The following is a 23,772-nucleotide window of genomic DNA, read 5'->3' on the forward strand; positions in this document are numbered from 1 at the left end:
TAAACCGGAAAGAGGGCTGGAGTCATGCAAGAGATCCTCGACGCGATCATCGCGGGCACACCCGGCGAAGTAGGGCGCCTTCGGGTGCCCGACTTCTACCGGGGCGTCACCCTCCACGCCGACGAGGCGACGATGTTCGACGGAGTGGCGAGCGGCGACAAGGATCCGCGCAAGTCCCTGCACCTGGAGGAGGTGCCGACGCCGCAGCCGGCCGCCGGTGAGGTTCTGGTCGCGGTGCTGGCCAGTGGGATCAACCACAACACGGTGTGGTCCTCGATCTTCGAACCGCTGCCGACATTCGCTTTCCTGTCCCGCTACGGCAAGGCTTCACCGCAGGGGGCGCGGCACGACCTGCCGTTCCACGTCCTCGGCTCGGACCTCGCGGGCGTGGTGCTCCGCTGTGGCGAGGGGGTGACGCCGTGGCGGCCCGGGGATGAGGTCGTGGCCCACTGCCTGTCGGTCGAGCTGCACCACCCCGACGGGCACGGGGACACCATGCTCGATCCTGAGCAACGGATCTGGGGGTTCGAGACGAACTTCGGCGGTCTGGCCGAGCTGGCGCTGGTCAAGGCCAACCAGCTCATGCCCAAGCCCGGCCACCTGACCTGGGAGGAGGCCGCCGCCTCGGGGTTGGTCAACTCCACCGCGTACCGGCAGTTGGTGTCGGCCAACGGCGCCCGGCTCAAGCAGGGCGACACCGTGCTGATCTGGGGCGCCTCCGGCGGCCTCGGCTCGTACGCCACGCAGTTGGTGCTCAACGGGGGGGCGACGCCGGTGTGCGTGGTCTCCAGCCCGGAGAAGGCCGAGGTGTGCCGCCGGATGGGCGCGGAGCTGATCATCGATCGGAGCGCGGAGGGCTACCGGTTCTGGAGGGACGAGCACACGCAGGACCAGGGCGAGTGGCGGCGGTTCGGCACCCGGCTCAGGGAACTGACAGGCGGCGAGGACCCGGACATCGTGTTCGAGCACCCGGGGCGGGAGACCTTCGGCGCCAGCGTGTACGTGGCTCGCCGTGGCGGCACGATCGTCAGCTGCGCGTCCACCTCGGGCTTCCAGCACACGTACGACAACCGCTACCTGTGGATGCACCTCAAGCGAATCGTCGGAACGCACTTCGCCAACTACCGCGAGGCGTGGGCCGCCAACCGGCTCATCGTCCAGGGCCGGATTCACCCCACGTTGTCGGAGGTGGTTCCGCTGGAGCAGACAGCGCAGGCGGTGCACGTCGTACACCGCAACCTGCACCAGGGCAAGGTCGGCGTCCTGTGCCTGGCACCCCGGGAGGGGCTCGGGGTCCGGGACCCCGAACTGCGCGCGCGCCACCAGACGGCGATCAACAGGTTCCGCACCGGTCGGGTTCCGGCGGCCGGGTGAGGGGCCTCCAGCAGAGCAGAACCTCGCCGGGGGGGCGGGCCGGCGCCGCACGCGAACCCACCCCCGCCGGTCTGTCCCCACCAGATCACCCCTCGTCGAGGGCGACTGTCAGCGTTCTGGGCCGCATGTCAGTCCAGTTGCTCTCGACGTACTCCAGGCACTGCGCCCGTCCCGCTGGGCCGTGCACCGGCTCCCAACCGGCCGGCACATCGGTGAGCGCCGGCCACAGTGAGTACTGGCCCTCGGAGTTGACCAGCACGTGGTACCGCTCGTCGGGAACGTCGAACGCGTTGACCGTATCCGTCATGGCCTCATGTCCTCTCGTGGTTTCCGGCCTGCCGGGGGTGCATCAAGCTCAGGCGCCTGGTGAGAGCTGCCGGGGGCCGCCGCCCTCCGGTGCCGCGTCCTCGGACTGGGCCCGACGCACCCGGACTTCGGCGGCGAACTTCAGCCACCTGTCGGCGCACAGCTGGGCTGCGTGCGCCACGTCGACCGCGCGATGGGCTGGGACACCCGCCGCAAGATCCCCCCACTGGTCGTCCGCAAGGTGCTGCGAGAGCAGCAGGCGTATCAGTGTCCGGCCGTTCTGTGACATGCGCAGCGAGGGATCACGGCGCATCCTGGCCAGCACGTTCTCATAGCTCGCCGCATCCTGGTCGGGCACTGACGCCGTCCCCGCTGCCGTCGGCCCGCGTCCGGCCGCCGGGGCAAAGTCCGACTCGGCGGCCCGCAGCTTGGGAGGCACCGGATCCAGACCCCTTCGCATACGGTTGCGTACGTCGCGGGCGGTGGCGAGGGCGACCCCCGCCCTGCTGGCGATCTCCCGCAATGAAGCGGTGGGGGATTCGGCGATGACCTGGCTGGCGGCGATGCGACCGGAGGCGCTGTTCAGCGGGCGGGCACGCCCGTCCCGGCCGACGCGCAGGGACAAGTGAGCCACTGGCACGTCGACGTCGCCGCGCAGCGCGCCCACCACCCCCGGGGACAGGCCCGTCGCGGACGCTATCCGCCGGTCCGACCAGTGCGGGTGGCTCTCGACGATGCGCCGCGCCGCCGCGCTGCGGTCCTTCCGGGACAACGGCAGCCCGTGCTTGGCGTTGAGCTCCACGGCGAGCACGAAGGCGTCCTCCGCCGTGCCCTCCACGAACCAGCCTTCGATGTGCTGCGCGCCGCGCAGTCTCGCGGCGCGCAGCCGGTGCATGCCGTCCACGACTCGCATCGTGGAGCGGTTGACGACGATGGGCGGTAAGGGCGCGCTCGACTCGGCAAGTGCCCGCGCGTGCTCTTCGATCTCGCCCGCCAGGCGCGGGGAGTCCGCAGGCAACAGGGAGCTGATGAGAAATGAGTGAGTATCGCGGGAGACTAGTCGCTCATGGAATATATCGGACACGTAGCCCCTCTTAGCACTTCCGTGAGCACGACATCGAGGACGTCCCGGCGTGCTCATGAACTGGCAAAGATTCCTTACCGCTTACGAAAGCCCTGAAGCCCTCCTCCACTCTGACCGCATGTGCATCCATGCACGCAACCCCCACGTTCACATGCACCCGTCCCGCCAGGTTCGGGGTCTTGCCCTGTATACGCGCGTATACAGGCTTGATATATCGACAGGCCGCCGGGACGTCAAGCGCGAAGGCAAGCCGCCCGGAGGACACTCGAACATTCTGGAGCCGCCACCGCTGAATGATGCGCCTGGCACACAGGACAAAGTTCTGCCACCCACCAAGCACTTCTTGTAAAATTCTGGCAATGTTTACGACAGGTACGGACCATTGTCGGAACCCCCAAAGAGGAAAAGATCCGCCTCGGCCGACCCCACGCCCGCTGACCGTGCAGGGACTGGTCACAGCACAAACGCCCATCCCTCCCCTGAGCAAGATGCGGGCGCCGAACCCGCACGCCGAAATTCGGCAGATATGCACAAACAGTGTTTCCGAGGGTGACTTGACTGCTGCGCCACACACCCTCGCGCCGAGAACACGGCTCTCGCCGGGTTGAGCGACATGACTCGCCGGCAAGGCCCGTAGATCAACCGAGGTCTGCGCTCGGGACTCGGCAACGTGGAGGAGCGTCGAGCCTCGGTGTTGTGGTCGACACCGACAGAGCCGCCCCGTCTCCGTGGGTCATGCGCGATCCGGCCGACCGCTCCCGCTGTCACCGGCCGGGCCGCGGAGACTGGACTTGACGATGTCCTCGGCGAAGACCGCGACGTACCCCCGAGTGGTCTGGAGATTCACGTGGCCGAGCAGGGCGGCGCCGATGCAGGTCCGGCGGAGCATTCCCAGGACGGTGGCGGCCGCCATGACACCGCGGATGGTGCCGATCTTGCCTTGAAGCAGGAATGCGCTGCAGCCCCGCCCTCCCCGTGCCCCGCGCCGCCCGAGAACCCCGACCCCGCCGGGCGGCGCGGGGCGCGCCCTGTGGTTTAGTCCTGTTCCCCGCTCCCGCGGGGAGGCCGAGGGCGGCCCAGGGGACCAAGGGGATCGGACGCGCGGATGACGGAACAGCGGCTGACACTCGCGGCGGGTACGCGCCTGCTGCACATAGGCCCGTACAAGACGGGCACGACCGCGCTGCAGGGCGCGTTCCACCAGTCGCGGGAGCGGCTGGCCGCGGGCGGCGCGGTGTACGCGGGGAGGGGCCGGCAGGCGCGGGTGGCAGCGGCGGCGGTGACGGGGGCGCGGCTACGCAAGGGCTCGGTGACGCCGACGGCCGCCGACTGGGACGGGCTGTGCGCGGAGGTGGCGGCGGCCGGGGAGCGCCGGGTGATGATCAGCAGCGAGGCGTTCTGTAACGCGGAGGCGGACGCGGCGCGGCGGGCGGTCGAGGGGCTCGGCGGGGAGCGCGTCCACGTGGCGGTGACGCTGCGGCCGCTGGTGAAGATCGTGCCCTCGCAGTGGCAGCAGGAGGTCAAGGACGGGCTCTGCACGCCGTACGAGGAGTGGCTGGAGACCGTCTTCCGCGTCCCGCGGAAGGATCCGGTGGCGGCGACGTTCTGGCTGCGGCACCGGCACGACGAGCTGGTGGCGCGGTGGGCGCGGGCGGTGGGCCCTGACCGGCTGACGGTGGTGGTGGTCGACGAGACCGACCGCGACATGCAGTTGCGGGTCTTCGAGGAGCTGCTGGGGGTCGCGGCGGGGACGCTGGTGCCGGAGGACGGGGTGATCAACCGCTCGCTGACGCTCGGCGAGGTGGAGCTGCTGCGGCAGCTGAACATCGAGGCGGAGGCCCGCGGCTGGTCGGGCGACCGCTACCACAAGGTGATCCGCAACGGCGTGATGCGCCACCTCGACCAGACGTACGCACCCCCGCCGGACGCCCCCCGCATCACGACCCCGCGCTGGGCGACCCAGGCCGCGGCGGCGGTGGCGAACGAGATAGTCGCGGGCATCACCGCCGCCGGCGTCCGCGTAGCCGGCAACCTCCGCTCCCTTGCCCCGCCCCCGACACCCCCCACCGCCCCCTCCCCTGCCCCGGCCGCCCCGCCGACGGCGACGCTCCCGGCGGAGGCCGCCGCGGCGGCGCTGTGGGGCGGTCTCCGGGCAGCGGCCCGCAAACCGAAGGCGCCCGCGCACCACCGCTGATGAATCGCGTGGAAGTGGAGGACTTGTTCGCGTCGGAGTGTCCAGCCGGGAGGTGCTGTGACCTGAGCTGATGCGTCATGGGTGCTGTCATAGGGGTGGACAGACAGACGTGAGTTTTTGAGGACACTTTGACGCGAGCCACCACCTACAGCCAGGGCAGGGCCCGCGTGGCGGGGCCGCCGGGCGAACAAGCCGGCCTGCCCGGGACCCGGCCCTCGCCCGCCCGGGTACGGTTCCGCAAGGCACACTCAGGCTCCGGGATCCGGGCGCGAAACCGGGGACGCCACCTGGAGAAGGTGAGCTGGCGGCGGGCCGCCGGTCAGGGCTTCCAGGGCCACAGCCACGCCACCCGTAGACATCCCACTCCCTGTCAAGCGGTAGTGCGTCGAGGTCGGTCCCGTCCGCGTCTGTGTAGCGGTACGCCTCAAAGAAACTGTCGCAGAAGGGGTTCGACGGCTCGTCCGTGCTGAGCGGCGCGGGCAGGGCGATGAGCACGCCCTCCCGTACGCCGAACACCGCCGGCGGCGCATAATGGCAGCGCATGCTCTTGCTGCTGTAGGCAAGTTGAACCTCGTACGAGGAAGGGCTTCATGTCCGCTTCCGTGGACGTCGAGTCGACCTTGGTGAGCCGGGCCCCGTACCTGTAGTCATCGAAGCTCATTCGCTTGTCGATGGCGCTGACGGTGAGGGTGTGGGCGGGCGCGGGCCTGGCACCGATCGAACCCAGCAGGCCAGGCGCCGCCTGGGGCAGCCCAGTTGTGCGGATTCTCGCCGCAGGGCGGGCGCCCAGGACGGACGATCCTGCGCCTCATTGAGCGACTCCCGGCGCGGACAGACCTACCGCAGGGCGGCGGCAGCCCCTGGTCGATCTGGGTGTCGATGTGGCATGGCGCGCCACCGCTGTGCGGAAGCAGGATCCCGCTCTACTGCCCAGGGTCCGAGCTATGCGCGGCCGCCGTCTCCGCCATCGCAGAACTCATGCGCCGTGGAACTCCCGGCGGGGCGGGATGGTCGCCAGGACGACGCCGGTCACCGGATCACGGTGCACGGGAACGTACAAGTCCCACTCGGCGTCACGGATCGTGAACCTTCGGCAGGTCGTGCGGCAGGAAGTCCCACTGACAGCCGGTCCGGTTCTGGTACAGGATCGCGTTGACGATCTCCCGCATCTCGTAGACGCCCGGTGGCGTTACTGCAGATCAGAGCATTTGGCGAGGAAATACCGCGAAGTGCACGGCCGTTGCAGGCAGGACGGCCGCCCGCCGGGCCAGGTGCGTATGCGACAGGAGCAACACCCCGTTCACAGATGTCTCCTGAGCGCCTAGAGTGACGCACGCCCCCCTCAGTAGTGCCTTTACGACGCCTGAGGAGCAGTGAATGTCCGCACGAAATTGGGTCGCCGCACTGGCGAGCACCGCCCTGGTCGCCGGCCTCTCCACCGTCGCCGCCAACGCCGCCGACAATCCCACCGCCGGCGCGATCCCGCCCGTGTCGCACTGCGGCACCGAGGCATCCGGATCCGGCAACAACGGCTTCGTCAACTACCGGCAACTGACCACCGCTCTCCAGCAGTTGGAGACCAGCACCGGCGGCATCGTCGACGTGGAGGTGGCCGGGTACTCCAACCAGGGCCGCGCCATCCACACCGCGCGCGTCGGCGAGGGCGACAAGGTCGTGTACGTGCAGACGCAGATCCACGGCAACGAGATGCACGGCACCGAGGCGGCCCTGGAGCTGCTCAAGCGGTGGGGCTCCAACACCCCGGAGGCCAAGAAGCTGCGGGAGAACGTCACCGTGGTGGTCGTCCCCCGGCTGAACGTCGACGGAGGCGAGCTCGACCAGCGGCAGAACGACATGACCTGGAACGAGGTCGTCGCCGACTTCCCGCAGCTATCGGGTGCGTCCCCGGCGTGGAACTACAACTCCCGGGTCGGCGGTTTCGACATCAACCGTGACTTCAACCCGAACCTGGACTACGTTCCCGCCGCCGAGGACTTCCCGGGCAACAGCGCCGACACCGGCTGGTACATCACTCCCGAGGCGCAGACCTCCCGCAATGTCTACCGTTCGCTGGAGCAGGAGTTCGGCACGGTCGATTACTTCGTCGACCTGCACAACCAGTGGTCCTGCTACGCCACCGAAGACATGGAGAGCATGTCGCCGCTGTCCATCTCGGCCAAGTTCATCGACAACCCGGCCGAGTTCGGCAACTGGCCCAAGTTCGACCTGGACGCCTCCAAGCGGGCCAACGTCGCCGTCTACCAGGCGCTCCAGGAGCGGGGCAAGTCCGGCTACGGCAAGCTGACCCTCTACCCCCAGTCCACCAACCTGCCGGGCACCGCGCTCGGTTCGTACCAGCTTCGCGGCTCTGCGGTGGTTCTCTTCGAGACGTCCTCGCAGACCCAGTACGACGGCATGAAGCGCAACGGCATGCTCACCGAGCAAGTCGAGACCGGGCTCGGCGGCCTGGTCGACGCCGTCGCGGACGGCTCGGTGAACTCCCTCGACACGGGCGTCTACGACGCCATCCCGAACCGCGTCACGCTGCCTTCCGACGGCCCCCGCTCCTGACGGAGCGGACGGCCCGCGGCATCGCCCGGTGATCCGGTACAGTGCAAGAACTGGCCGACACAGCGCGGATGTCGCGGGCCACGCTCTCCCGCCGCTTCGCCACCCTCGTCAGGCAGCCGCCGTTGATGTACCTGACGTGGTGGCGGATGAACCTTGCGGCCCGGTTGCTGGAGGCCGACCCGGCCGCCCGGCTCGATGCCGTGGCCACCCGTGTCGGCTACTCCTCCGACTTCGCCTTCGCCGCCGCGTTCACACGCCACTTCGGTCTCTCCCCCGGCAGATACCGCCGACGCGCGACGACTCGCACCTAGCTGATCACGGCCAAGCGGGCCCCGGGGGCAGGTTCGTCCGCGAGCCTCCGGTTACGCCATTGGAGTGGCTAAAGTTACTGAATCAGCACTTCCCTTCAGATACGCCGTTGATCCGGATATGGATCCACGACACTCCTGGGTGCAGAATCGGGCGATTGCCGAGGAGTTCTGCTATTACGACGAGCAGGTCAGGATCGCCCAGACGGTACTTGCCCAGGCCCAGAGCGCACGCCAGCACGCGTTGGCCGCTTTCGCGGTCAGCCTCGGGCGGGACCGCTCGGCGGCCGACTTGCTGGGGCTGGCCGAGCGCGATGTGCGGGCCGCGCGCCGCAGCGTCGGCAGGAAAGAAGCCCGCAGTGTGGCCGACGAGTTGCTGGCTTCCTTCCACCAGCGCGCCACCCGGGAAGGTTCCGAAGGCGGTGGCCGTACGGACGAATCCGATGCGCCGGCGCCCGCCGGTCCGCTGCCGCTGTCGGCGATGGACGAGGCGCTGGCGGAGGGCTGGCGCAGCGGCGTGGACCTGCACGCGCTGGCCGCGGAGGCCGGCGTGGAGGTGAATACCGTGGTCGACCGCCTCAAGACGCTCTCCACCCAGGGGCTTCTCCCTGATCCCGACTCTCCGACCATTCCCCGCGGGAGGCATCGCCGCACCGATAACTCCGGGCACCTCTTCCCCGGGTCTGCGCCCGCCGGGCAGCAGAAGGTGCGGGATGTCGAGGCAGCCCGCGCGGACGTGCCGCTGGATCCCTGGGCCGACTGGGAAACCGAGTTCTCCGCCCACGCGGCGTGCCCACCCCCGATGCCGCATGTCGAGGCCGACCCCTCGCAAGGCCGCATGCTCATCACCATGGTGGTACCGAAAACATAAGCAGAGCCGTATCGGTTCGTGCCCGTCAACCGTGGGTCGTGAGCAGCAGGGTGTCCTTGTCCGGGCGGGCGGCTGATCCACGCCCGCGGCACGGGCGGTGGCGAGAGCCTGCCCACCGAACCCGTAGGGTCCCGAGCGAAGCGCATGAAGACGGCGGTCCGGGCGGGGGGCCCGGACCGCCGTGTCGGGGGGTGTGTGGTTACTGGAGGGAGCGGTGGTCTCGGATGACGGGGAGCCGGGACCAGGTGCGGCCCATGCCCCAGGTGTGGCCGGCGTAGGTGACGGCGAGGGCGACGGCCACGGCCGCGTAGATGACGTGGTAGTCGATCACGGGGTTCGTCGACATGCTCGGCGAGCCGTCCGACAGATGCTTCGCCGGCGGCCACTCCGCGATCCACATCAGCGCCATCATCACCGTGGTCCCCGCCGCGGCCAGCCGCAGCGCCACGCCGAGGACCAGGGCGAGGCCGATGCCGAGCAGACCGAGCATGAACAGCCAGTCCGCCCAGGCATCCCCTGCCCAGGAGTGGAAGGTGTCCTCCATCGGGCCGACCGCCACGCTGCCGAGGAAGCCCTCGGTGGGTGAGCCCCCGTCGACCCAGGCGCCGTTGCCGGGGGTCGAGTAGCCGAGGCCGAAGACCTTGTCCAGGAAGGCCCAGAGGAACACGAGACCGGTGATCATCCGGACGCCGGCCAGGACGTAGCCGACCACCGGGGACGTGACCCTCTCACCCGTCGCCGCCTCGGTGCCGGTCCCGTTCGTCGAGCGCGCCGCACGCCGCTGCGGCAGGCGGAGGGCGGAGTGCCGTGGGGGCTGCTGGTGCACTGCCATGGTGTGCGCTCCCTTTTGCGTGAGATCTCGTTGCCATCCGGTCGGTGCACCTCCAATCTCCCGCTGGGGCGCTGTCTGCGGATGGTCTGACGAGGGCGTTCGTACGGGGCCGAAGGTCGCCGAAGCGTAGGGCTCATCGGGCCCGGCGCTGCGGCCTAGTGGGCGGGCACGAGGACGATCGGGCAGTCGGCTGGCTGCAGGACTGCCCGTGCCGCGGTGTGCCGGCCCCGGCTCGGCCGGCAGGCGGCGACCACGAGCAGCGCTTCGCCGGTGTCCGGGGGCGGTGGGGCGCCGGCCGGTGGGGCGGGGCGGGCGCGGGGCGGGCGGGGTGTGTCCGAGGGGGGCGGCGGGTGGGCGGGGGTGGGGGCGGTGTGCCGCGGGGGCGTGGTGTTGAGGGCCGGGGGCGGTGTGTGCATGCGCGCGTGCCGCACGCGGAGTTCCACGCCGCGGCGCTGGGCCTCCGCGAAGGCGAACACGGCCGCGTCCACGTCACCGCCGCCGGCGATGAGCAGCACGAAACCGCCGCCCTGAGCGGGTCGCCGGCCCCTTCGCCCGCCGCGGGCGACCAGCACCGGCCCGTGCGCCCGTGCGATGACGCGCCTGCTGACCGAACCGGTCAGCAGGCCGGCGACGCCGCCGTGTTCGCGGCAGCCGACGACAGTGAGGGCGGCCGACCGGCCGCGGCGGAGCAACGCCCGTGCCGGGTCGCCGGCTTCCGGCAGGGCGGAGGTGGGAAGTTCCGGGTGCCGGGCCCGTACGCGGTCCTGCGCGGCGGTCAGGACGGGCGCGGCGGCGTCGGTGTCCGGGAGGGCGTAGACGATCTCCAACTCGGCACGGCGCAGCACCGCTTCCTCCGCCGCCAGGTCCAGGGCCCGTACCGCGGGCAGCGAACCGTCGAAGCCCACCACCACTCGCTCTGCGCTCATCGCACTGCCTTCCGCCGACGGGACGTGACACCGCCGAGCATGAACAGGAGACGCGTACGGGCGAAGGGGCGTTTCGGGGTCCGGTCGGGGGCGGACGTTCCCCCTGCGGCAGGGCGGTTCGGGTTCGGCCAGGCTCCGGGCACGCGTACGCGCGCGGCGGAGGGGCGGCCGTCTCCGGGGACCTGGCGGCCGGTCGTGGCGGGTCCATCGGCCCTCCGGACGCGCCCGGACGGCACCTGAGGCGTACGGGGCCGGCGCCGGATTCTGGTCGTGGCCCCAGTGCCAGCAGGGGGACCACGACCGGAGGGAGACACGCCGTGATCAACACGAGTGCCGGGCTGCTCGGTGCACTGCAGCCCGGGACACGGGAACGACTCCTGGAAACCGCGCGGAGCGTGGCCTTCGACGCCGGACAGCGGATCTTCGACGAAGGGCAGCGCGCCGACCGGTTCTGGATACTTCACACCGGCTCCGTCACCCTCGACGTGCATGTGCCTGGGCGCCGGGCCGCCACCGTGGAGACCCTCGGTTCCGGCGACTTGCTGGGCTGGTCCTGGCTGTTCCCGCCCTATCAGTGGCATCTGGGGGCGCAGGCCCTGAGCCCGGTGCGTGCCCTGGAGTTCGACGCCCGGGTGGTACGGGCCCTGTGCGAGGCGGATCCCGTCACCGGCCGGGCCGTCGCCCGGCGGGTCGCCGAGATCATCGGCCACCGGCTGCAGTCAGCCCGCACCCGCCTACTCGACCTGTACGGACCCCACGGCAGCGGGGCACGGCCCTGACCCTGCCGGGGCGCCCGCAGGGAGGGTCAGGGCCGCGAGTAGGCGGCGAACTCCCGCCGGGTGTGGCCCTGACCACGCCGGACAGCGCAGCCCCCCGTGCAGGCAGGCCCCGTCAACCGCCGCCAGGCGGCGGCGGGCGGCGAACTCCCGCCCGGCCGGGCCAGGACCGCCGGGCGGCGCAGCGGTCTTCGTGATCGCCCGTGCTCGGCGAACGCCACCTCCAGCACGGTCGGGCGCCCCTCGCGGCCGAACATGCGCGGCAGGTCGTTCGGTGGCGGGCGGTAACGCAGCGGCAAATGGCCAGCGGTGAGCAGCCGGGTTCCGGTGCGCTGGCGGTGGTGGTTCCATCAGTCAGAGTGAAAGCGTCCCGGGGTTCTCCCGCGAAGAGGGACAGTCCCTGCGAAGACGGTCCCTCTTCTGCAACGGGTGCGCGTCAACACACCACTGTTCCCTGGATGCATGGTTTGCGGCCAGTAGCAGGTCAGGGAGTCCGCCCCGGGCGAGCTCTGTCGCTCGGGGCTGAGGTTCACCATCCTGCTTGCGTCATCGCCGGGGCTATACACCTCGAACACTGTTGAGCCGAGGAACGATGCCGCCCGGTGTCCATTCAGGCGAACCATCTGGTCAGTACACCGTCTGGCCGCCTCTCAGACGGCTGCTGAGCGATCTCCGGGCTTGGAACACCAATGAGCCGGGCCGGTGCATGCCTCGCAAGCCTCGTGCCATGCTGCACTCATCTCGGAAGCCGGCGCAGCGTCAACTGCGCACACGGCACCGGGGTTTGCGGCCAGTAGCACGTTCACTGTGTGGCCGATCGGTGTGCTTGATACTGACCGGTCGCCCGTCTGAGGGAGGCATAACCCGTCATGTCCGCTATCCGCCCTGGTGGTGCAGCGCCGCTCCACGACCGGTCCGGCCGGTCCGACCGTCAAGGCCGCGCGCCCGCCAGTGCCGCGCACGTCGCAGGCATCATTGCCTTTCCTCTTCTGGGCTCGGTCCTCGCCCTGACCGGTATGCCGGTACAGGATGTGCTCGTCCTGCTCGCCGGTTGCGGGGGGATCGGCGCGGCTGTCTTCGCTATCGGAGGCGGCGGCCGCCGCCTCCTTGAGGCCCTCGCCGCCGCACTGAATGCCGCGGCCGGCAAGTAAGGTCGACGCCCGCCATGCGTGCCGTCCAGATCCGTCCCGCGCGGTATCGCGCTGCCCTGCTCAGTAAGTATCTCGACAAGCTCCGGTGCACCGCTGGTCTGACGTTCGCCGGCCTCGCCGGGCGCACTGGTGCCCTCGGGGGCGACTACTCGGCTGTTTCCTCAGCCACTCTCAAGCGGGCGGCCGCCTGCCGGCCCGTGCCCAAGGAGACCACCGTCGTGGCGTTCGCCCGCGGATGCGGTGCCACCGACAAGCACGAACACACGGCGCTGGAGCTGTGGCGAGAGGCCCGTGTCGAGGAACGCGGCAGGCTGCACCAACTGCAGGCCCCCGCAGTCGACAACATCCGCACTCCCGCCGATCTGACCGCCGCACTCGCTGCTGCCTACGAGCTCGCAGGCGCGCCGCCTCTGCGTACCCTCCAGCAACGCGCCGGCACCATCACACACTCCATCAACAGCGCGGACTGGCCGGAGGTGTTCCGCCTCCCTCTCGCCACCGTGTCCCGCATCGTCAACCGGCAGTGCCGATGCCCTACCTGGGAGCAGTGCGAAGCCTTCCTTCTCGGCTGCGGCGCCAGCGGTGAGCGCACGCTGGGCCAGTGGAGGCAGGCGTGGCAACTCGCCACCACGGCCTCCAGGCATGCCGGCAACGTGCGTCCGGACGGCCCCAGCACACTGCAGCGTCACCAGGTCCTGAAAGCGATGGTGGGCACCTGGGCCGCCCCACGCAATCCGCAGGCAACTCTCAACGTTCCACTCGCCCCGCACTGGGCCCGGGCGCTGGGGCGTCTCGACCACAAGGAGATCGATGTCGTCCTCACGGCAGGTCTGAGCCACTACCTGCGTGGCTCCGCCCGCCAGAACGGCGCAGCCCCCGACGATGCCCTGACCGCCGAGACGCAGGCCCTCCTCGCCACCGCAGCCCACCCCCGGCCCACGCCGTCCACGACAATCCATCGAGCAGTGGAGTTGATCGAGGCGCATGCAGCGGAGCCGATCACCATGGCAGACATCGCCGAAGCCGTAGGGATCAGCGTCCGCGCCCTCATGGCAGGGTTCCGCCACCAAATGGATTCCACGCCGATGGGGTTCCTGCGCGAAACCAGGCTTCAGCGTGTCCGGCAGGAGCTCGTCGCATCTGATCCTTCGACAACCACGGTGACTGCAGTCGCGACACGCTGGGGATTCACGCACCTCGGCCGCTTCTCAGCCCACTATCGCCAGCGGTTCCGCGAGTCCCCATCCACCACGCTACGTCGCTGACGTATACGCGAGCCCAGACGGCCGGTCTTAGCAGTTGAGGCAAGCGCCCGAGCACGGCTTCGCGCCGAAGCCTTCGGGCGGTAGCCCGGGAGTTCGACCGGCGGGCCGGGTCCGCGCGGCGGCAGGAGGTCCACGACCGCCGGCTACGCGCCTGGCACACGATCGGGCTGGTCCAGCAGGCAGGGTCCCGTCAGCCGGCGGCGGGCGGTGGGACCGTGTCGGGGTCGGCGTGCCCGGTGCCGTGGTTGTGCTCTGCGTGGGTACGCAGGTCGAAGATCGTGGACCGGATGATCTCGACGGTCTCGTCGAGCTCGCGCACCGCGCGCAGCAGTTTCTCCTCGCCCTCCGCGGAGCGCTCCAGGCGGACCGTGCTCTGCAGGGTCATCCCGGTGGCGAAGAGCCGCTGGATGGCCAGATCGTGCAGATCGTGTGCGATCCGCTCGCGGTCCGAGGACAGCGCCAGCCGTTCGGCGTCGCGGCGGCGGTCGGCGAGTTCCAGGGCCAGTGCCGCCTGACCGGCGAAGCCCCGCAGCGGCGCCGTCTCCCCGGGCGTGAACGCCGGATCGCCGGCGGCGCGGGCGAGGAGCAGCACGCCGCGGCGGCCCACCTTGGTGCCCATCGGCACGGCGACCGCGGGGCCGAGGCCGGTGTCGCGCAGTGTGCTGCCGTACAGGCGGGGCTCGTTCTGTACGTCGTCGCTGAGTACGGGTTCGCCGCCGGCGTAGGCGAGGCCGGACAGTGAGTCGTGGACGGGGAGTAGCCGGCCCCGGTGTGCCTCGGCGCCGGGGCCGCGGGCGAGCGCCACCCTCAGCCGTGCGGCTCCGGGAACGGGTAGCGCCACCGAGCCCAGCCGCGCGCCCAGTTGCTCCCGCGCCCGTCTGACGATCAAGTCGAGCACCATCCCCTCGGGTTCGCCGGACAGCAGCGCGGCGGTCACCTCCGCTGAGGCGGCGAGCCACCCCTGACGGCGGCGGGATTCCTCGTACAGCCGGGCGTTCTCGATGGCCACGCCCGCGGCGGCGGCGAGCGCGGCGAGCACGGTCTCGTCCTCGGTGTCGAATTCCTCGCCGCCGCGCTTGTCGGTCAGGTAGAGGTTGCCGAAGACCTCGTCGCGCACCCGGACCGGGACGCCCAGGAAGGTGCGCATCTCGGGGTGTTGGGCGGGGAAGCCGTACGCGGCGGGGTGCGCGGATATGTCCCGCAGCCGCAGGGGCTCCGGGTGGTCGATGAGCATGCCCAGGACGCCCCGTCCGCACGGCGGGCCGCCGATGGCCGCCGCCTGCTCTTCGCCGACGCCGACCGGCAGGAACCGCGCGAGCCGCCGGTCGCCGCGGCCCTCCTCGGCGAGGATGCCCAGGGCACCGTAGCGCGCGTCGACCAGGTCGACGGCTGCCTCGACGATGCGGCTCAGGACCTGGCCGAGTTCCAGGTCACGGCCGACGTTCACTACGGCGTCCAGCAGACCGTGCAGCCGGTCGCGGGTGCCGCGGACCTGCTCGATGTGCAACTGCAGTTCTCCCAGCAGGTCGTCCAGCCGCAGCCGGGGCGCCCGCCCGCGGGTGCGTGTGGCTTCCTCCCCTGGCATGCCCTCGTCCCTTCGGCAGAGCCGTTGCGCGCCAGCGGCACTGGGCAACGACTTTCCGGTCGCCGGTTTTCGCCGGCGCCGGACTTCCGGCCAGCGTCCGTCGCCGCGGCGGCGGGCGCGTAGGGCCGTACGGGACGCGGCGCAGGGGCCGTCCGGCTCCCGGCTCCCGGGACGTAGCGGAAGACCGGCGGCCCGGCCCGCCTTCTCCCCCGGGTCTACCCGGCCCCTGCCACCGGCTCGTGCGGGGCGGATAATCGTGCTGCGTTCAGGTACTCACGTACCCGTATGGCAGCGGGCGTGCGACCGATTCCCGAGGAGACCCATGGCCGACACCCCCGCATCCACCGTCCAGCGTCCGATACGCGTCTTCCTGCTCGACGACCACGAAGTCGTACGGCGCGGCCTGCACGACCTCCTCGACGCCCAGCCCGACATCGAAGTCGTCGGGGACGCCGCCAACGCCGCCGAAGCCCTCGCCCGCGGCCCGGCCCTGCAGCCCGACGTCGCGGTCCTGGACGTGCGGCTGCCCGACGGCGACGGGATCACCGTCTGCCGCGAGCTGCGCTCCCGCATGCCCGGCCTGGCCTGCCTGATGCTCACGTCCTTCGACGACGACCAGGCCCTGCTCGACGCCATCCTCGCCGGCGCCTCCGGCTACGTCCTCAAGCAGATACGCGGCGCCGAGATCGTCAACGCGGTACGCACCGTCGCCACCGGCCAGTCGATGCTCGACCCGGCCACCACCACCCGGCTGATGGACACCCTGCGCCAGGAGGCCGAGCCCGACCCCGAGGACGCGGCGCTGGCCTCGCTGACCGACCGCGAACGCGACGTCCTCGACCTCATCGGCGACGGGCTGACCAACCGGGAGATCGGCACGCAGCTCTACCTCTCCGAAAAGACCGTCAAGAACCACATCTCCCGCATGCTGGCCAAACTCGGCGTCGAGCGGCGCATCCAGGCAGCGATGATCGCCAGCCAGGCCAGGGGGGCGGGCGCGGACGGCAAGCGGGCGGACGGCAAGCGGGCGGACGGCAAGCGGGCGGACGGCCGCCACTGACCCGGCCGTGGCGGGCGGTCGTGCTCAGGGCCGGTCGGATCCGCCGGGGTGCCCGGTCAGGGGGACGCGCCACGCCAGCCGGGTGCCGCCGCCCGGCCGGCCGGTGACCTCGAAGGTGCCGCCCAACTGCGTCGCGCGCTCACGCAGGTTGGCCAGCCCGCTGCGGCGCGTACCGGGGCCGAGGCCGCGGCCGTTGTCGCTGACGGTCAGCAGTAGCTCCGTGCCGGTGTCGAGCACGACCTCGGCGGCGGAAGCCTTGGCGTGCTTGCCGATGTTGGACAGCGCTTCGCGCAGCACGGCCAGCAGATGGACGCCGACCTCCTGCGGTATGGCGGTGTCGACCGGCCCGTCGAAGGTGACGGTGGGCGCGAAGCCGAGAGGGCGGCGGGCGGCGGAGGCCGCGTCGAAGATCTGCGCCCGCAGGCTCGTCGCCTGCTGTGGGGCGCGGTGCAGATCGAAGATCGCGTTGCGCAGTTCCTCGATGGTGGCGTCGAGTTCGCCGACTACCCCGTCGATGCGGTCGACGGCCCGGTCGTGGTCGAGGAGGGCGGTAACGCTCTGCAGCGTCAGACCGGCGGCGAACACCCGCTGGATGACCATGTCGTGCAGGTCGCGCGCGATCCGCTCGCGGTCGGCCATCACCTCCCGCTCCGCGCGGGCGGCGGCCAGCTCTGACTGCAGAACCAGCCGCCGGCCGATGTCCTGGGCCACGATCGCGTAGCCGGTGACCGCCCCGTCGCTTCCCCGCATGGCGGACACGGTCACGGATACGTCGACCAGGCCGCCGTCGGCACGGTGCCAGCGGGTCTCCACCGGCTCGGCGTGCTCCCCCGCCGCCGCACCGGCCAGCGCGTCCTCGAACGCCGGCAGCGCACCCTCGGGAAGGAGTTCGTCGGCGGAGCGGCCCACGATGGCGTCGGCGTCGTGGCCCAGGAGACGGGCCGCGCCCGGGTTCCAGGTCTGGATCGTACGCAGCGGATCGATGGAGATCACTGCGTCCCCGGAGGCCACGACGATGGCGGCGAGCCGTGCGGCGGCGCCGCGCGCCTCCTCCAGTTCGGTGTGCAGGGCGATGAGGCCGTGGTCGGCGTCGCTCAGCTCGCGGCTCAGCTCGGCGATCTGCCGCCCGGCCTCGGCCAGTTCTCTCTCCCGCCGCCGGAGCGCCTCCTGCGCCTCGGCGAGCGTACGCGGCGGGGGTGTGCTGGTCACGTCGCCTCCCCCTCGCTGTACGGGCCTCCCCGCTCCCATGACGGAACCTCCCTGACGATCAGCACGGTCGCGTCGTCGGCCGGCCGGCCGTGGTCCCGGTGGAGCACGGCGGCGACCAGCACGGGGTCGTGCCGCAGCAGGCCGCGGTGCCCGGCGAGGTCCCAGCCGCTGCGGATCCCGTCGGAGGTCAGCACCAGGGTGGCGCCCGGCGCCCAGGGGACGCGCTCGACGTACGGGCTCGGCGGCGCCGGCCGCGTGCCCAGGGTGCCGGGACGGCCGAGGAGCGGACTGCTCCCGCCGCCGTGCAGAACACGCCCGGTGACGTTGCCGATCCCGGCGAACGCCAGCGCGCCGCCGTCGGCGTCGATCCGGCACACGCCGAGCACGCCGCCGCGGGTCGCCCGCATCGCCTCGTGCGCACGGGCCAGGTACGCGACCGGGTCGGTCACCAACTGCCGCCCGAATTCCGCCAGTGCCGCACGCGCGGCCACCGCCGCCGCGGGCCCGTGGCCCAGGCCGTCGACGACGACGGCCTCCAGCCTGCCGTCACCGGGGCGCACCGCCCAGCCGTCGCCGGATTCGTCCTCGCCCGCGTACGGGACGTTGACACCGCCCAGGCGCCAGCGGGAGGGGGCTGGCCGGGGGGTCCGGTCGAGGCGGGCCAGGACGACGGTGCCGGTGCGGGTGCTGTAGCAGTCGAAGTCGCGGGCCAGGCGGCGTACGGCGGGGAGTCCGGCGCCGAGCCCGCCGCCGGCGCGGAGCCGCTCCCCTGGTACGGGGGCGGGTGGGCCGTACGGCGGCGGGGGCATCCGCTCCGGCGGTATCCCGGGGCCGTGATCGACCGAGATCAGCTCGATGCCGTCGCCCGCGGGGCGGAACAGCACGTAACCGCCGGGGTGGGCGTGGCGCAGCAGGTTGGTGCCCAGCTCCGTGGCGGCCAGCTCCGCCTCGCCTGCACGCAGCCCGGGTCGGCCGGCGGCGACCCGGGCGACCGCGCGACGCAGGGCGCCGACATCCTCCTCCGTACCGACAGGGAAACGCAGGTGCGGGGTCCCGGTCACCGCTGCCACTTCTCGATCACCACCGTGGTACCCGAGCGCGGTGCCGAGGTCAGCGTCAGCCGGTCCACCAGCCGGCGCGCCCCGGGCAGACCGAGGCCCAGGCTGCCGCTCGTGCTGAACCCGTCGGTGAGCGCGGCGTCGACGTCCTCGATGCCCGGGCCCTCGTCGGTGAACGTCGCCCGTACGCCCCGCCGACCCCCGGCGGCGACCTGCTCCACGCGCAACCGGCCGCGGGAGCCGGTCGCGTATTTCAGGATGTTGCGGGCCAGCTCGCTCCCGGCGGTGATGAGCTTGGTCTCGTCCACCAGGCCCAGGCCGGCGCTTCGCGCCTGCGCGCGCAGGGCCTGGCGCACCCGTATCAGATCCGTCTGGTCGGCGATGACGATGTCGTCCGTGCCCGACACCGCCGTCCCCGCATCAGCCCGCACGGCGATCGGCGCGGCGCAACCGCGCCAGCAGGGCCAGTCCCTGCTCGGCGTTCAGGGCGGTGTCCAAACCGCCCATCGGAACGCCGAGTTCCACCAAGGTGATCGCCACGGCCGGCTGGATGCCGACCACCGCCACCTGCGCACCGAGGAGCCGCACCATGGCGACCATCCGCGTAAGCACCCGGGCGATGAACGAATCGACCACGCTGAGCCCGCTGACGTCGATCAGCATGCCCCCGGCGCCCGTACGTGCAACCTCGCTCGTCAGATGCTCCTCGATGCTGACGACGGTCGTGTCGTCGAGATCGCCCTGCAACGCGACCAGCAGCGTGTCACCGATCTGCATGACCGGCACGGGCCCGCCACTCACAGGGACCCCCGCAGCGGGTCCGCGGACGGGGGCGCCACGTCGTCGCGCTCCCGGAGGAGAGCCAGCGCCAACTGCAGCGCGTCACGAAGGGTGTTGCGGGAACGCAGCCGCCCCATGTCGATGCCGAGATGGACCATGGACTGGGCGGTCTCGGGCCGTACGCCGCTCAAGATGCTTTCCGTACCCATCAGCGCGGCGGCCTGGACGGTCCGCAGCAGGTGCTGGGCGACCTGGGTGTCGATGGTCGGTACGCCGCTGATGTCGAGGATCGCCACCTCGGCCTGCGTCTCGGCGATACGCTCCAGCAGCCCCTCGGTCAGCCGCGCCGCCCGGACGGAGTCGAGGGTGCCGATGAGCGGCAGGGCCAGCACCCGGTCCCACACCTGGATCACCGGGGTCGAAAGCTCCATGATCTCGTCGCGCTGCCGCACCAGGCGCTGCTCCGTCTCGCGGCGTTCGGTGACGTCGCGGATGGCGGCGGCGACCAGGGTCCCCTCATCGGTCTCCAGCGGACTGAGGCTGATCTCGACGGGGAACTCGGTGCCGTCGCGGCGCAGGCCCGACAACTCCAGGCCCACGCCCATCGGGCGGGTCCGCGGGTCGGCGAGGTAGCCGGCGCGGTGTCCGTAGTGGTGCTTGCGGAACCGCGGCGGAACCAGGACCTCGACCTCCTGGCCGATGAGCTGTCCCTCGTCGTATCCGAAGAGGAGGTCCGTCTGCCGGTTGGCAAGCCTGATGCGGCCGTCGGGGCCGATGATGACCATGGCGTCCGGCGCCGACTCCAGCAGGCCCTGAAAGAGGGCGTCCGCGCGGCGCTGCTCGCTGGCGTCCTTGACCACCTCGGCGAAGCCGGACACCTCGCCGTTCGCGTCGCGGATCGCGGTGAGCACCGAACTCGCCCAGAACCGGGTGCCGTTCCCGCGCTGCCGCCACCCCTCGGACGTATGCCGCCCGCTCTCCCGGGCGGCGGCCAGCGCCTGCTCGGGCCGCCCGGCGGCGCGTTCGTCGGCGGGGTAGAGCAGGGTGGCCGGCTGCCCCAGGGCCTCGTCGTCGCCATAACCGTGCAGCTCCCGGGCGCCGCTGTTCCAGCCGGCGATCCGGCCGCCGGGGCCGAGCCTGAGGATGGCGTAGTCGGTGATCGCGTCCAGCAGCGACTCCAGCTCGCGTAGCCGTATGTCCGGCTCAGGATCCTCCGCCGCGGCCTCCGCCATCTCCGGCCTCCCTCCCTACGGGACGTTCGAACTCCGGTCCCCGTCCGGATGCTACTCCCACCGGTCTCCGGCGGGGCGGGCGACCTGCGACGGTGCGGTGCCGGCGCGTGGTGGGCGGCGCTCCCCGTATTACCACTACTGGATGCACGCGACCGGGACCAGTCATTGTCAGGCGGTTTCAGGTGTCAGAGTAATTCGCGTAATCACCGGCCAGAGTCAGCCAGTTAACAGCGGTTGGGACGCAAGAGAGACATTGGTCATCCAGTCTGCAAATTCCCTGACTTCCAACGCTCGCAGAGCGTGACCGCGTTGTGTCAGAATCCCGCTGACCTGTTCACCCGACAGGGCCTCGCGTACGGAAATGGGGTACCACCCTTGCTCTCCAAGCTGTCCGTGAGAACCACCCTCGCCGCTCTCGCCATCACCGGGCTGGTCGCCACCGCGCCCTCGGCAGTGGCCACCTCCCCGGAGACGGCAGAAAGACCCCTCGCGACACCGGCGTCCGCCACGTCGCCGTCCGCCGGTGTCACCGTGAAGATGCCGGACAAGGTTGCCGACCGTCTCGGCTCCGGCCGCAAAGCGCTGATCGACGCCGTCTCCGCGGATGTCCTCTCCCGCTCCCACGATGCCAAGGGCCTCGCCCCGGCAAAGGCCGTCAGCAAACTCGCCGCCGAGGGCCGCAAGGTGGTCGTCGACGTCCGCACCGTCTCGCCCGGATGGGCCCGCGGGGTGGCGTACGTCGAAGCCTCGCGCAAGGCCCACGGCCAGCCGGAGGGCTGGCTCTACCTCGCTCACCGCGAGAACGGGCGTTGGATTGCCGGTCTCGAAGGCGACCGCGAGTTCACCGCGCACGTAGCGACCTCACCGCTGGTCGGCAAGGCCGAGCGGAAAGCCATGACGGACTACGCGCAGCGCAAGGTGACCCCGGAGAAGAAGGCGTCACCAACGAGGGCTACGGCCAACACCGGCGGTCTGCTGTTGCCCTGGATGCCCGACTACTACATGACCGTGACCGGCGGTCCCCACTCCCACACCGGCGGGACCGGCTACTGGAGCAGCCTCGACTTCGCCGGCGGCAACGCCAGCGGGCGGGTCCGATCGTCCCGTGAAGGCACGGCGACCTCGATGTGCGGTGCCGGCGGCGGCTGGACCAGGGTGATCCACCCCGGCGGCTTCTCGACGGACTACTACCACATGTGGAACACGACCTACTACAACGGGACATCGATCGGGAGCAGCGCCCTGCTCGGCACGATCGGCACCGACGTCTGCGCCGGCGGTTCGGCGACCGGCGCCCACGTGCACTGGAGCCTGCGCACGTACGACGCCAACCTCGTCGGCCAGTACACCTGGCTGAACGGCCGCACCATCGGCGGCTGGACCTGGTGGAACGGCTCCAGCCAGTACACCGGCTGCGGCACCCGCCTCGGCTACTCCGGCTGCCCCGGCACGGCGATCTACAACCGGACCAGTTGACGGCCCCTCAGCAAATCACCCTTCGAGCCCTGCCGCGCAGCACGCGGCGGGGCTCCAAGGGTGGCAGACCTTGTCGTAGCGTCATTCCTCACTTGAGCTCCACTTTCGGTGCACAGTCGCCTTGCTGCCGGTCACCAGGCTTGCCGGCGGAACGTCATCGGCCACGACTGCACCTGCGGCGACCACGGCGTCACGGCCGATGGTGACACCGGGCAGGATGGTGGCACCGGCACCGATCCACACGTTCTCCGCCACGTTGATGGGTGCGCCGGTGAGGTACAGCCGCCGCTCCTCGGGATCAACCGGGTGGCCGCTGGTGATGAACGTGACCTTCGGTCCTATCATCACGCGCTCGCCGAGGCGGATGCCGGCATAGTCCAGGAACGTGCAGTTCTGGTTGATGAAGACGCGTTCTGCGAGGTCGAGGTTCAGGCCATGGTCCGTGAAGAAGGGCGGATAGATCGTGACTCTCGGCGGCAGAGGCTTGCCGAGAATCTGCTCAAACAGATCCGCCTTGCCCGCTTCGTCTTCGAAAGGCAGGACGTTCAGGCGGGAAGTGAGCTTGGTGACCCGCAGGACCCTCTCGGCCATGGCCTGGAACTCGGCGCTGTGGATGCGCATGAGACGGTCGCTGGACATGCCGCGGTCCTTTCTGCGTACCGGTGACTGGACGAACCTCACTGGATGACCAATGCCAAGGGGCGGTGGCGGAGGCGACGACGAGGGCATCCACGTGACGAACAACGTGGACACCAGGACGGCTTCACCGCCACCGTCGACTCGATCAGCGAGATCACCGAGTTCGGCGAGTGGGACGACCCGCCCCCGGCGGGCCAGACCCCGTTCCGCGTCACCATGACCCTCGACAACCGTACCGCCGCGCCCGTCGACTTGGACGAGATGTTCCTCGAAGCCGAAGGGGCGACCAACGGCGCGGCGCCGTCGAGTGGCAGTACGTGGAGACCGGGTCGAAGGAGATCGCCGGCCGCATCGACGCCGGCGTGAAAACCACGAAGACGAGCGAGTTCGTCATCGACGACTCGTACGGCAGCAAGGTCCGCGTCACCCTCTCCCGGGTCACCGGCGACACCGACTGGACCGCCACGGACCCCGAGTGGACCGGGACCATCACGAAGGCGGGGCGGTAACCATGGTCGTCGCCTACTGCATGGCCGCCGTCGCGGCCGCCGGCACCGCGGCCTTCGTGGCCGTCGTCGCGGGCGCCCCGGCCGGCCTCGTCCTCGCAGCCGAGTGGGCGGCCGCCGTCCCCGCGGTGATGCTCGCCGCCGGCGTGGCCGGCCTGAACCGTCCGGCCGGCCGGTGAGCCCCGCGGACCGCGAGGGCCCCCTCCGTGCCGTGCTCGAACTGCTCGGCGAGGCACAGGACATCATCTTCCCGGCAGAGGAGGACCGCATGTCCGACAACGCTCCGCTCGCCCGCACGGCGGCGCCCTCGCCGTGACCATCGGAGGCGTCGGCACCATCACCGGCTGGAAGCTGCTGCTCATCCCCGCCGCCGCGGTGGCCGCCGGCGCCCTGCTCATCCGTATGCGGTTCCGCCGAGACCGTGCCGCCGGCGAGCGGTGAGGGGCCGGGCACCGAGGAAACCAGGAGCGCGCCGCCGTGATGCACCGCGGCGGCGCGCTCCTGGCCGCGGGCCTTCACCCTCGCTGCCCTCACGGGCTGGGCCGCACACCACGCCGTCAACGGCGCTT

The 23,772-nt window shown here is 71.1% G+C and carries 26 protein-coding genes and 1 pseudogene; 15 read left to right on the plus strand and 12 right to left on the minus strand.

All coding sequences use genetic code 11. From position 1 onward, the window contains the following. Positions 1-24 precede the first annotated feature (24 nt). A complete protein-coding gene (ccrA, locus tag CXR04_RS00135) occupies positions 25-1,374 on the plus strand; it encodes a crotonyl-CoA carboxylase/reductase (protein ID WP_101419872.1) in 1,350 nt (449 codons plus the stop codon). 85 nt (positions 1,375-1,459) lie between these two features. Here the strand turns inward: ccrA and CXR04_RS00140 are convergent, their stop codons facing one another. Both CXR04_RS00140 and CXR04_RS00145 read right to left on the minus strand, forming a co-directional pair. After that, positions 1,460-1,681, minus strand: a complete 222-nt coding sequence (locus CXR04_RS00140) for an MbtH family protein (protein ID WP_101419873.1) — start codon at positions 1,679-1,681, stop codon at positions 1,460-1,462. A 48-nt stretch (positions 1,682-1,729) separates the two neighbouring features. Beyond that, positions 1,730-2,593 carry a hypothetical protein gene (locus CXR04_RS00145; RefSeq protein WP_442802438.1) on the minus strand — a complete coding sequence of 288 codons (864 nt, stop codon included), beginning with the start codon at positions 2,591-2,593 and terminating at the stop codon, positions 1,730-1,732. Positions 2,594-3,869: 1,276 nt separating this feature from the next. On the opposite strand from CXR04_RS00145, the gene CXR04_RS00155 reads away from it, so the two are divergent. Continuing rightward, complete coding sequence (locus CXR04_RS00155) at positions 3,870-4,958, plus strand: hypothetical protein (RefSeq protein WP_101419875.1); 1,089 nt, start codon at positions 3,870-3,872, stop codon at positions 4,956-4,958. A gap of 1,091 nt (positions 4,959-6,049) precedes the next feature. Here CXR04_RS00155 and CXR04_RS00160 read toward each other — a convergent pair. Continuing rightward, a pseudogene (locus CXR04_RS00160) lies at positions 6,050-6,139 on the minus strand (transposase); the annotation flags it as partial. Positions 6,140-6,335: 196 nt separating this feature from the next. Between CXR04_RS00160 and CXR04_RS00165 the strand changes: the two are divergent. The 3 genes from CXR04_RS00165 to CXR04_RS34665 all read left to right on the plus strand — a co-directional run bounded on the left by CXR04_RS00165 (position 6,336) and on the right by CXR04_RS34665 (position 8,708). Beyond that, entirely contained in the window at positions 6,336-7,529 is a 1,194-nt protein-coding gene (locus CXR04_RS00165; protein ID WP_101419876.1) for a M14 family zinc carboxypeptidase, read from the plus strand. A 41-nt stretch (positions 7,530-7,570) separates the two neighbouring features. After that, entirely contained in the window at positions 7,571-7,840 is a 270-nt protein-coding gene (locus CXR04_RS00170) for a helix-turn-helix transcriptional regulator (protein WP_267898169.1), read from the plus strand. Positions 7,841-7,958: 118 nt separating this feature from the next. Then, a complete protein-coding gene (locus CXR04_RS34665; RefSeq protein WP_159072226.1) occupies positions 7,959-8,708 on the plus strand; it encodes a hypothetical protein in 750 nt (249 codons plus the stop codon). 199 nt (positions 8,709-8,907) lie between these two features. On the opposite strand, the gene CXR04_RS00185 is transcribed toward CXR04_RS34665, so the two are convergent. Together CXR04_RS00185 and CXR04_RS00190 are read right to left on the minus strand one after the other, a co-directional pair. Beyond that, entirely contained in the window at positions 8,908-9,540 is a 633-nt protein-coding gene (locus tag CXR04_RS00185) for a DoxX family membrane protein (protein ID WP_101419879.1), read from the minus strand. Positions 9,541-9,695: 155 nt separating this feature from the next. Further along, positions 9,696-10,466 carry a universal stress protein gene (locus tag CXR04_RS00190; protein WP_101419880.1) on the minus strand — a complete coding sequence of 257 codons (771 nt, stop codon included), beginning with the start codon at positions 10,464-10,466 and terminating at the stop codon, positions 9,696-9,698. 320 nt (positions 10,467-10,786) lie between these two features. Here CXR04_RS00190 and CXR04_RS00195 point away from each other — a divergent pair, with 320 nt between their 5' ends. The 3 genes from CXR04_RS00195 (at position 10,787) to CXR04_RS35420 (ending at position 13,658) form a co-directional block, all read left to right on the plus strand. Then, positions 10,787-11,245: a Crp/Fnr family transcriptional regulator gene (locus CXR04_RS00195; RefSeq protein WP_199850589.1), complete on the plus strand. Its 459-nt coding sequence runs from the start codon at positions 10,787-10,789 to the stop codon at positions 11,243-11,245. An 866-nt stretch (positions 11,246-12,111) separates the two neighbouring features. After that, on the plus strand, positions 12,112-12,393 hold the full coding sequence (locus tag CXR04_RS00200; protein WP_101419882.1) for a hypothetical protein: 282 nt from the start codon (positions 12,112-12,114) through the stop codon (positions 12,391-12,393). Positions 12,394-12,407: 14 nt separating this feature from the next. Beyond that, a complete protein-coding gene (locus tag CXR04_RS35420; RefSeq protein ID WP_234379954.1) occupies positions 12,408-13,658 on the plus strand; it encodes a helix-turn-helix transcriptional regulator in 1,251 nt (416 codons plus the stop codon). Positions 13,659-13,848: 190 nt separating this feature from the next. On the opposite strand, the gene CXR04_RS00210 is transcribed toward CXR04_RS35420, so the two are convergent. Then, the gene (locus CXR04_RS00210; protein ID WP_101419883.1) at positions 13,849-15,243 is read right to left on the minus strand and encodes a GAF domain-containing protein; all 1,395 of its coding nucleotides are present in this window, start codon (positions 15,241-15,243) and stop codon (positions 13,849-13,851) included. Positions 15,244-15,565: 322 nt separating this feature from the next. Between CXR04_RS00210 and CXR04_RS00215 the strand changes: the two genes are divergently transcribed. Next, positions 15,566-16,303 carry a response regulator gene (locus CXR04_RS00215; protein ID WP_101419884.1) on the plus strand — a complete coding sequence of 246 codons (738 nt, stop codon included), beginning with the start codon at positions 15,566-15,568 and terminating at the stop codon, positions 16,301-16,303. A gap of 24 nt (positions 16,304-16,327) precedes the next feature. On the opposite strand, the gene CXR04_RS00220 is transcribed toward CXR04_RS00215, so the two are convergent. Genes CXR04_RS00220 through CXR04_RS00240 form a run of 5 tightly spaced genes read right to left on the minus strand, consistent with a single transcriptional unit; the run spans position 16,328 to position 20,582 of the window. Further along, on the minus strand, positions 16,328-17,512 hold the full coding sequence (locus tag CXR04_RS00220) for a PAS domain-containing sensor histidine kinase (RefSeq protein WP_234379955.1): 1,185 nt from the start codon (positions 17,510-17,512) through the stop codon (positions 16,328-16,330). Then, entirely contained in the window at positions 17,509-18,573 is a 1,065-nt protein-coding gene (locus tag CXR04_RS00225) for a SpoIIE family protein phosphatase (RefSeq protein ID WP_234379956.1), read from the minus strand. The genes CXR04_RS00220 and CXR04_RS00225 overlap by 4 nt, the downstream gene beginning before the upstream one ends. After that, on the minus strand, positions 18,570-18,977 hold the full coding sequence (locus CXR04_RS00230; RefSeq protein WP_101419887.1) for an anti-sigma regulatory factor: 408 nt from the start codon (positions 18,975-18,977) through the stop codon (positions 18,570-18,572). The genes CXR04_RS00225 and CXR04_RS00230 overlap by 4 nt, the downstream gene beginning before the upstream one ends. Positions 18,978-18,990: 13 nt before the next feature. Next, positions 18,991-19,371 carry an STAS domain-containing protein gene (locus CXR04_RS00235; protein WP_101419888.1) on the minus strand — a complete coding sequence of 127 codons (381 nt, stop codon included), beginning with the start codon at positions 19,369-19,371 and terminating at the stop codon, positions 18,991-18,993. After that, a complete protein-coding gene (locus CXR04_RS00240; protein ID WP_101419889.1) occupies positions 19,368-20,582 on the minus strand; it encodes a PAS domain S-box protein in 1,215 nt (404 codons plus the stop codon). The genes CXR04_RS00235 and CXR04_RS00240 overlap by 4 nt, the downstream gene beginning before the upstream one ends. Positions 20,583-20,957: 375 nt before the next feature. Between CXR04_RS00240 and CXR04_RS00245 the strand changes: the two genes are divergently transcribed. After that, positions 20,958-22,058, plus strand: coding sequence for a peptidoglycan DD-metalloendopeptidase family protein (locus CXR04_RS00245; protein WP_101419890.1), 1,101 nt, complete (start codon positions 20,958-20,960; stop codon positions 22,056-22,058). An 81-nt stretch (positions 22,059-22,139) separates the two neighbouring features. On the opposite strand, the gene CXR04_RS00250 is transcribed toward CXR04_RS00245, so the two are convergent. Further along, entirely contained in the window at positions 22,140-22,697 is a 558-nt protein-coding gene (locus CXR04_RS00250; protein WP_199850353.1) for a sugar O-acetyltransferase, read from the minus strand. A 45-nt stretch (positions 22,698-22,742) separates the two neighbouring features. Between CXR04_RS00250 and CXR04_RS34670 the strand changes: the two genes are divergently transcribed. From CXR04_RS34670 to CXR04_RS36350, 5 genes are read left to right on the plus strand one after another with little or no spacing between them, the layout of a single operon-like run. Further along, positions 22,743-23,063 carry a hypothetical protein gene (locus CXR04_RS34670; RefSeq protein WP_159072227.1) on the plus strand — a complete coding sequence of 107 codons (321 nt, stop codon included), beginning with the start codon at positions 22,743-22,745 and terminating at the stop codon, positions 23,061-23,063. Further along, positions 23,060-23,206, plus strand: coding sequence for a hypothetical protein (locus CXR04_RS00255; RefSeq protein ID WP_159072228.1), 147 nt, complete (start codon positions 23,060-23,062; stop codon positions 23,204-23,206). The genes CXR04_RS34670 and CXR04_RS00255 overlap by 4 nt, the downstream gene beginning before the upstream one ends. 2 nt (positions 23,207-23,208) lie before the next feature. Further along, complete coding sequence (locus CXR04_RS34675; protein WP_159072229.1) at positions 23,209-23,382, plus strand: hypothetical protein; 174 nt, start codon at positions 23,209-23,211, stop codon at positions 23,380-23,382. Beyond that, the gene (locus tag CXR04_RS34680; RefSeq protein ID WP_159072230.1) at positions 23,379-23,519 is read left to right on the plus strand and encodes a hypothetical protein; all 141 of its coding nucleotides are present in this window, start codon (positions 23,379-23,381) and stop codon (positions 23,517-23,519) included. The genes CXR04_RS34675 and CXR04_RS34680 overlap by 4 nt, the downstream gene beginning before the upstream one ends. Then, positions 23,516-23,644, plus strand: a complete 129-nt coding sequence (locus CXR04_RS36350; RefSeq protein WP_267898170.1) for a hypothetical protein — start codon at positions 23,516-23,518, stop codon at positions 23,642-23,644. Before CXR04_RS34680 ends, CXR04_RS36350 begins: the two co-directional genes overlap by 4 nt. The last annotated feature ends 128 nt before the right edge of the window (positions 23,645-23,772 follow it).

The sequence above is a fragment of the Streptomyces sp. CMB-StM0423 genome (assembly GCF_002847285.1).
In the GTDB taxonomy this organism is placed as follows: domain Bacteria; phylum Actinomycetota; class Actinomycetes; order Streptomycetales; family Streptomycetaceae; genus Streptomyces.

Excerpts from the sequence above, each read along its gene's own strand:
- ccrA (WP_101419872.1), top strand. The coding sequence starts at position 25 with ATGCAAGAGATCCTCGACGCGATCATCGCGGGCACACCCGGCGAAGTA.
- CXR04_RS00140 (WP_101419873.1), bottom strand. The coding sequence starts at position 1,681 with ATGACGGATACGGTCAACGCGTTCGACGTTCCCGACGAGCGGTACCAC.
- CXR04_RS00145 (WP_442802438.1), bottom strand. The coding sequence starts at position 2,593 with ATGCGAGTCGTGGACGGCATGCACCGGCTGCGCGCCGCGAGACTGCGC.
- CXR04_RS00155 (WP_101419875.1), top strand. The coding sequence starts at position 3,870 with ATGACGGAACAGCGGCTGACACTCGCGGCGGGTACGCGCCTGCTGCAC.
- CXR04_RS00165 (WP_101419876.1), top strand. The coding sequence starts at position 6,336 with ATGTCCGCACGAAATTGGGTCGCCGCACTGGCGAGCACCGCCCTGGTC.
- CXR04_RS34665 (WP_159072226.1), top strand. The coding sequence starts at position 7,959 with ATGGATCCACGACACTCCTGGGTGCAGAATCGGGCGATTGCCGAGGAG.
- CXR04_RS00185 (WP_101419879.1), bottom strand. The coding sequence starts at position 9,540 with ATGGCAGTGCACCAGCAGCCCCCACGGCACTCCGCCCTCCGCCTGCCG.
- CXR04_RS00190 (WP_101419880.1), bottom strand. The coding sequence starts at position 10,466 with ATGAGCGCAGAGCGAGTGGTGGTGGGCTTCGACGGTTCGCTGCCCGCG.
- CXR04_RS00200 (WP_101419882.1), top strand. The coding sequence starts at position 12,112 with ATGTCCGCTATCCGCCCTGGTGGTGCAGCGCCGCTCCACGACCGGTCC.
- CXR04_RS35420 (WP_234379954.1), top strand. The coding sequence starts at position 12,408 with ATGCGTGCCGTCCAGATCCGTCCCGCGCGGTATCGCGCTGCCCTGCTC.
- CXR04_RS00210 (WP_101419883.1), bottom strand. The coding sequence starts at position 15,243 with ATGCCAGGGGAGGAAGCCACACGCACCCGCGGGCGGGCGCCCCGGCTG.
- CXR04_RS00215 (WP_101419884.1), top strand. The coding sequence starts at position 15,566 with ATGGCCGACACCCCCGCATCCACCGTCCAGCGTCCGATACGCGTCTTC.
- CXR04_RS00240 (WP_101419889.1), bottom strand. The coding sequence starts at position 20,582 with ATGGCGGAGGCCGCGGCGGAGGATCCTGAGCCGGACATACGGCTACGC.
- CXR04_RS00250 (WP_199850353.1), bottom strand. The coding sequence starts at position 22,697 with ATGTCCAGCGACCGTCTCATGCGCATCCACAGCGCCGAGTTCCAGGCC.
- CXR04_RS34670 (WP_159072227.1), top strand. The coding sequence starts at position 22,743 with ATGACCAATGCCAAGGGGCGGTGGCGGAGGCGACGACGAGGGCATCCA.
- CXR04_RS34675 (WP_159072229.1), top strand. The coding sequence starts at position 23,209 with ATGGTCGTCGCCTACTGCATGGCCGCCGTCGCGGCCGCCGGCACCGCG.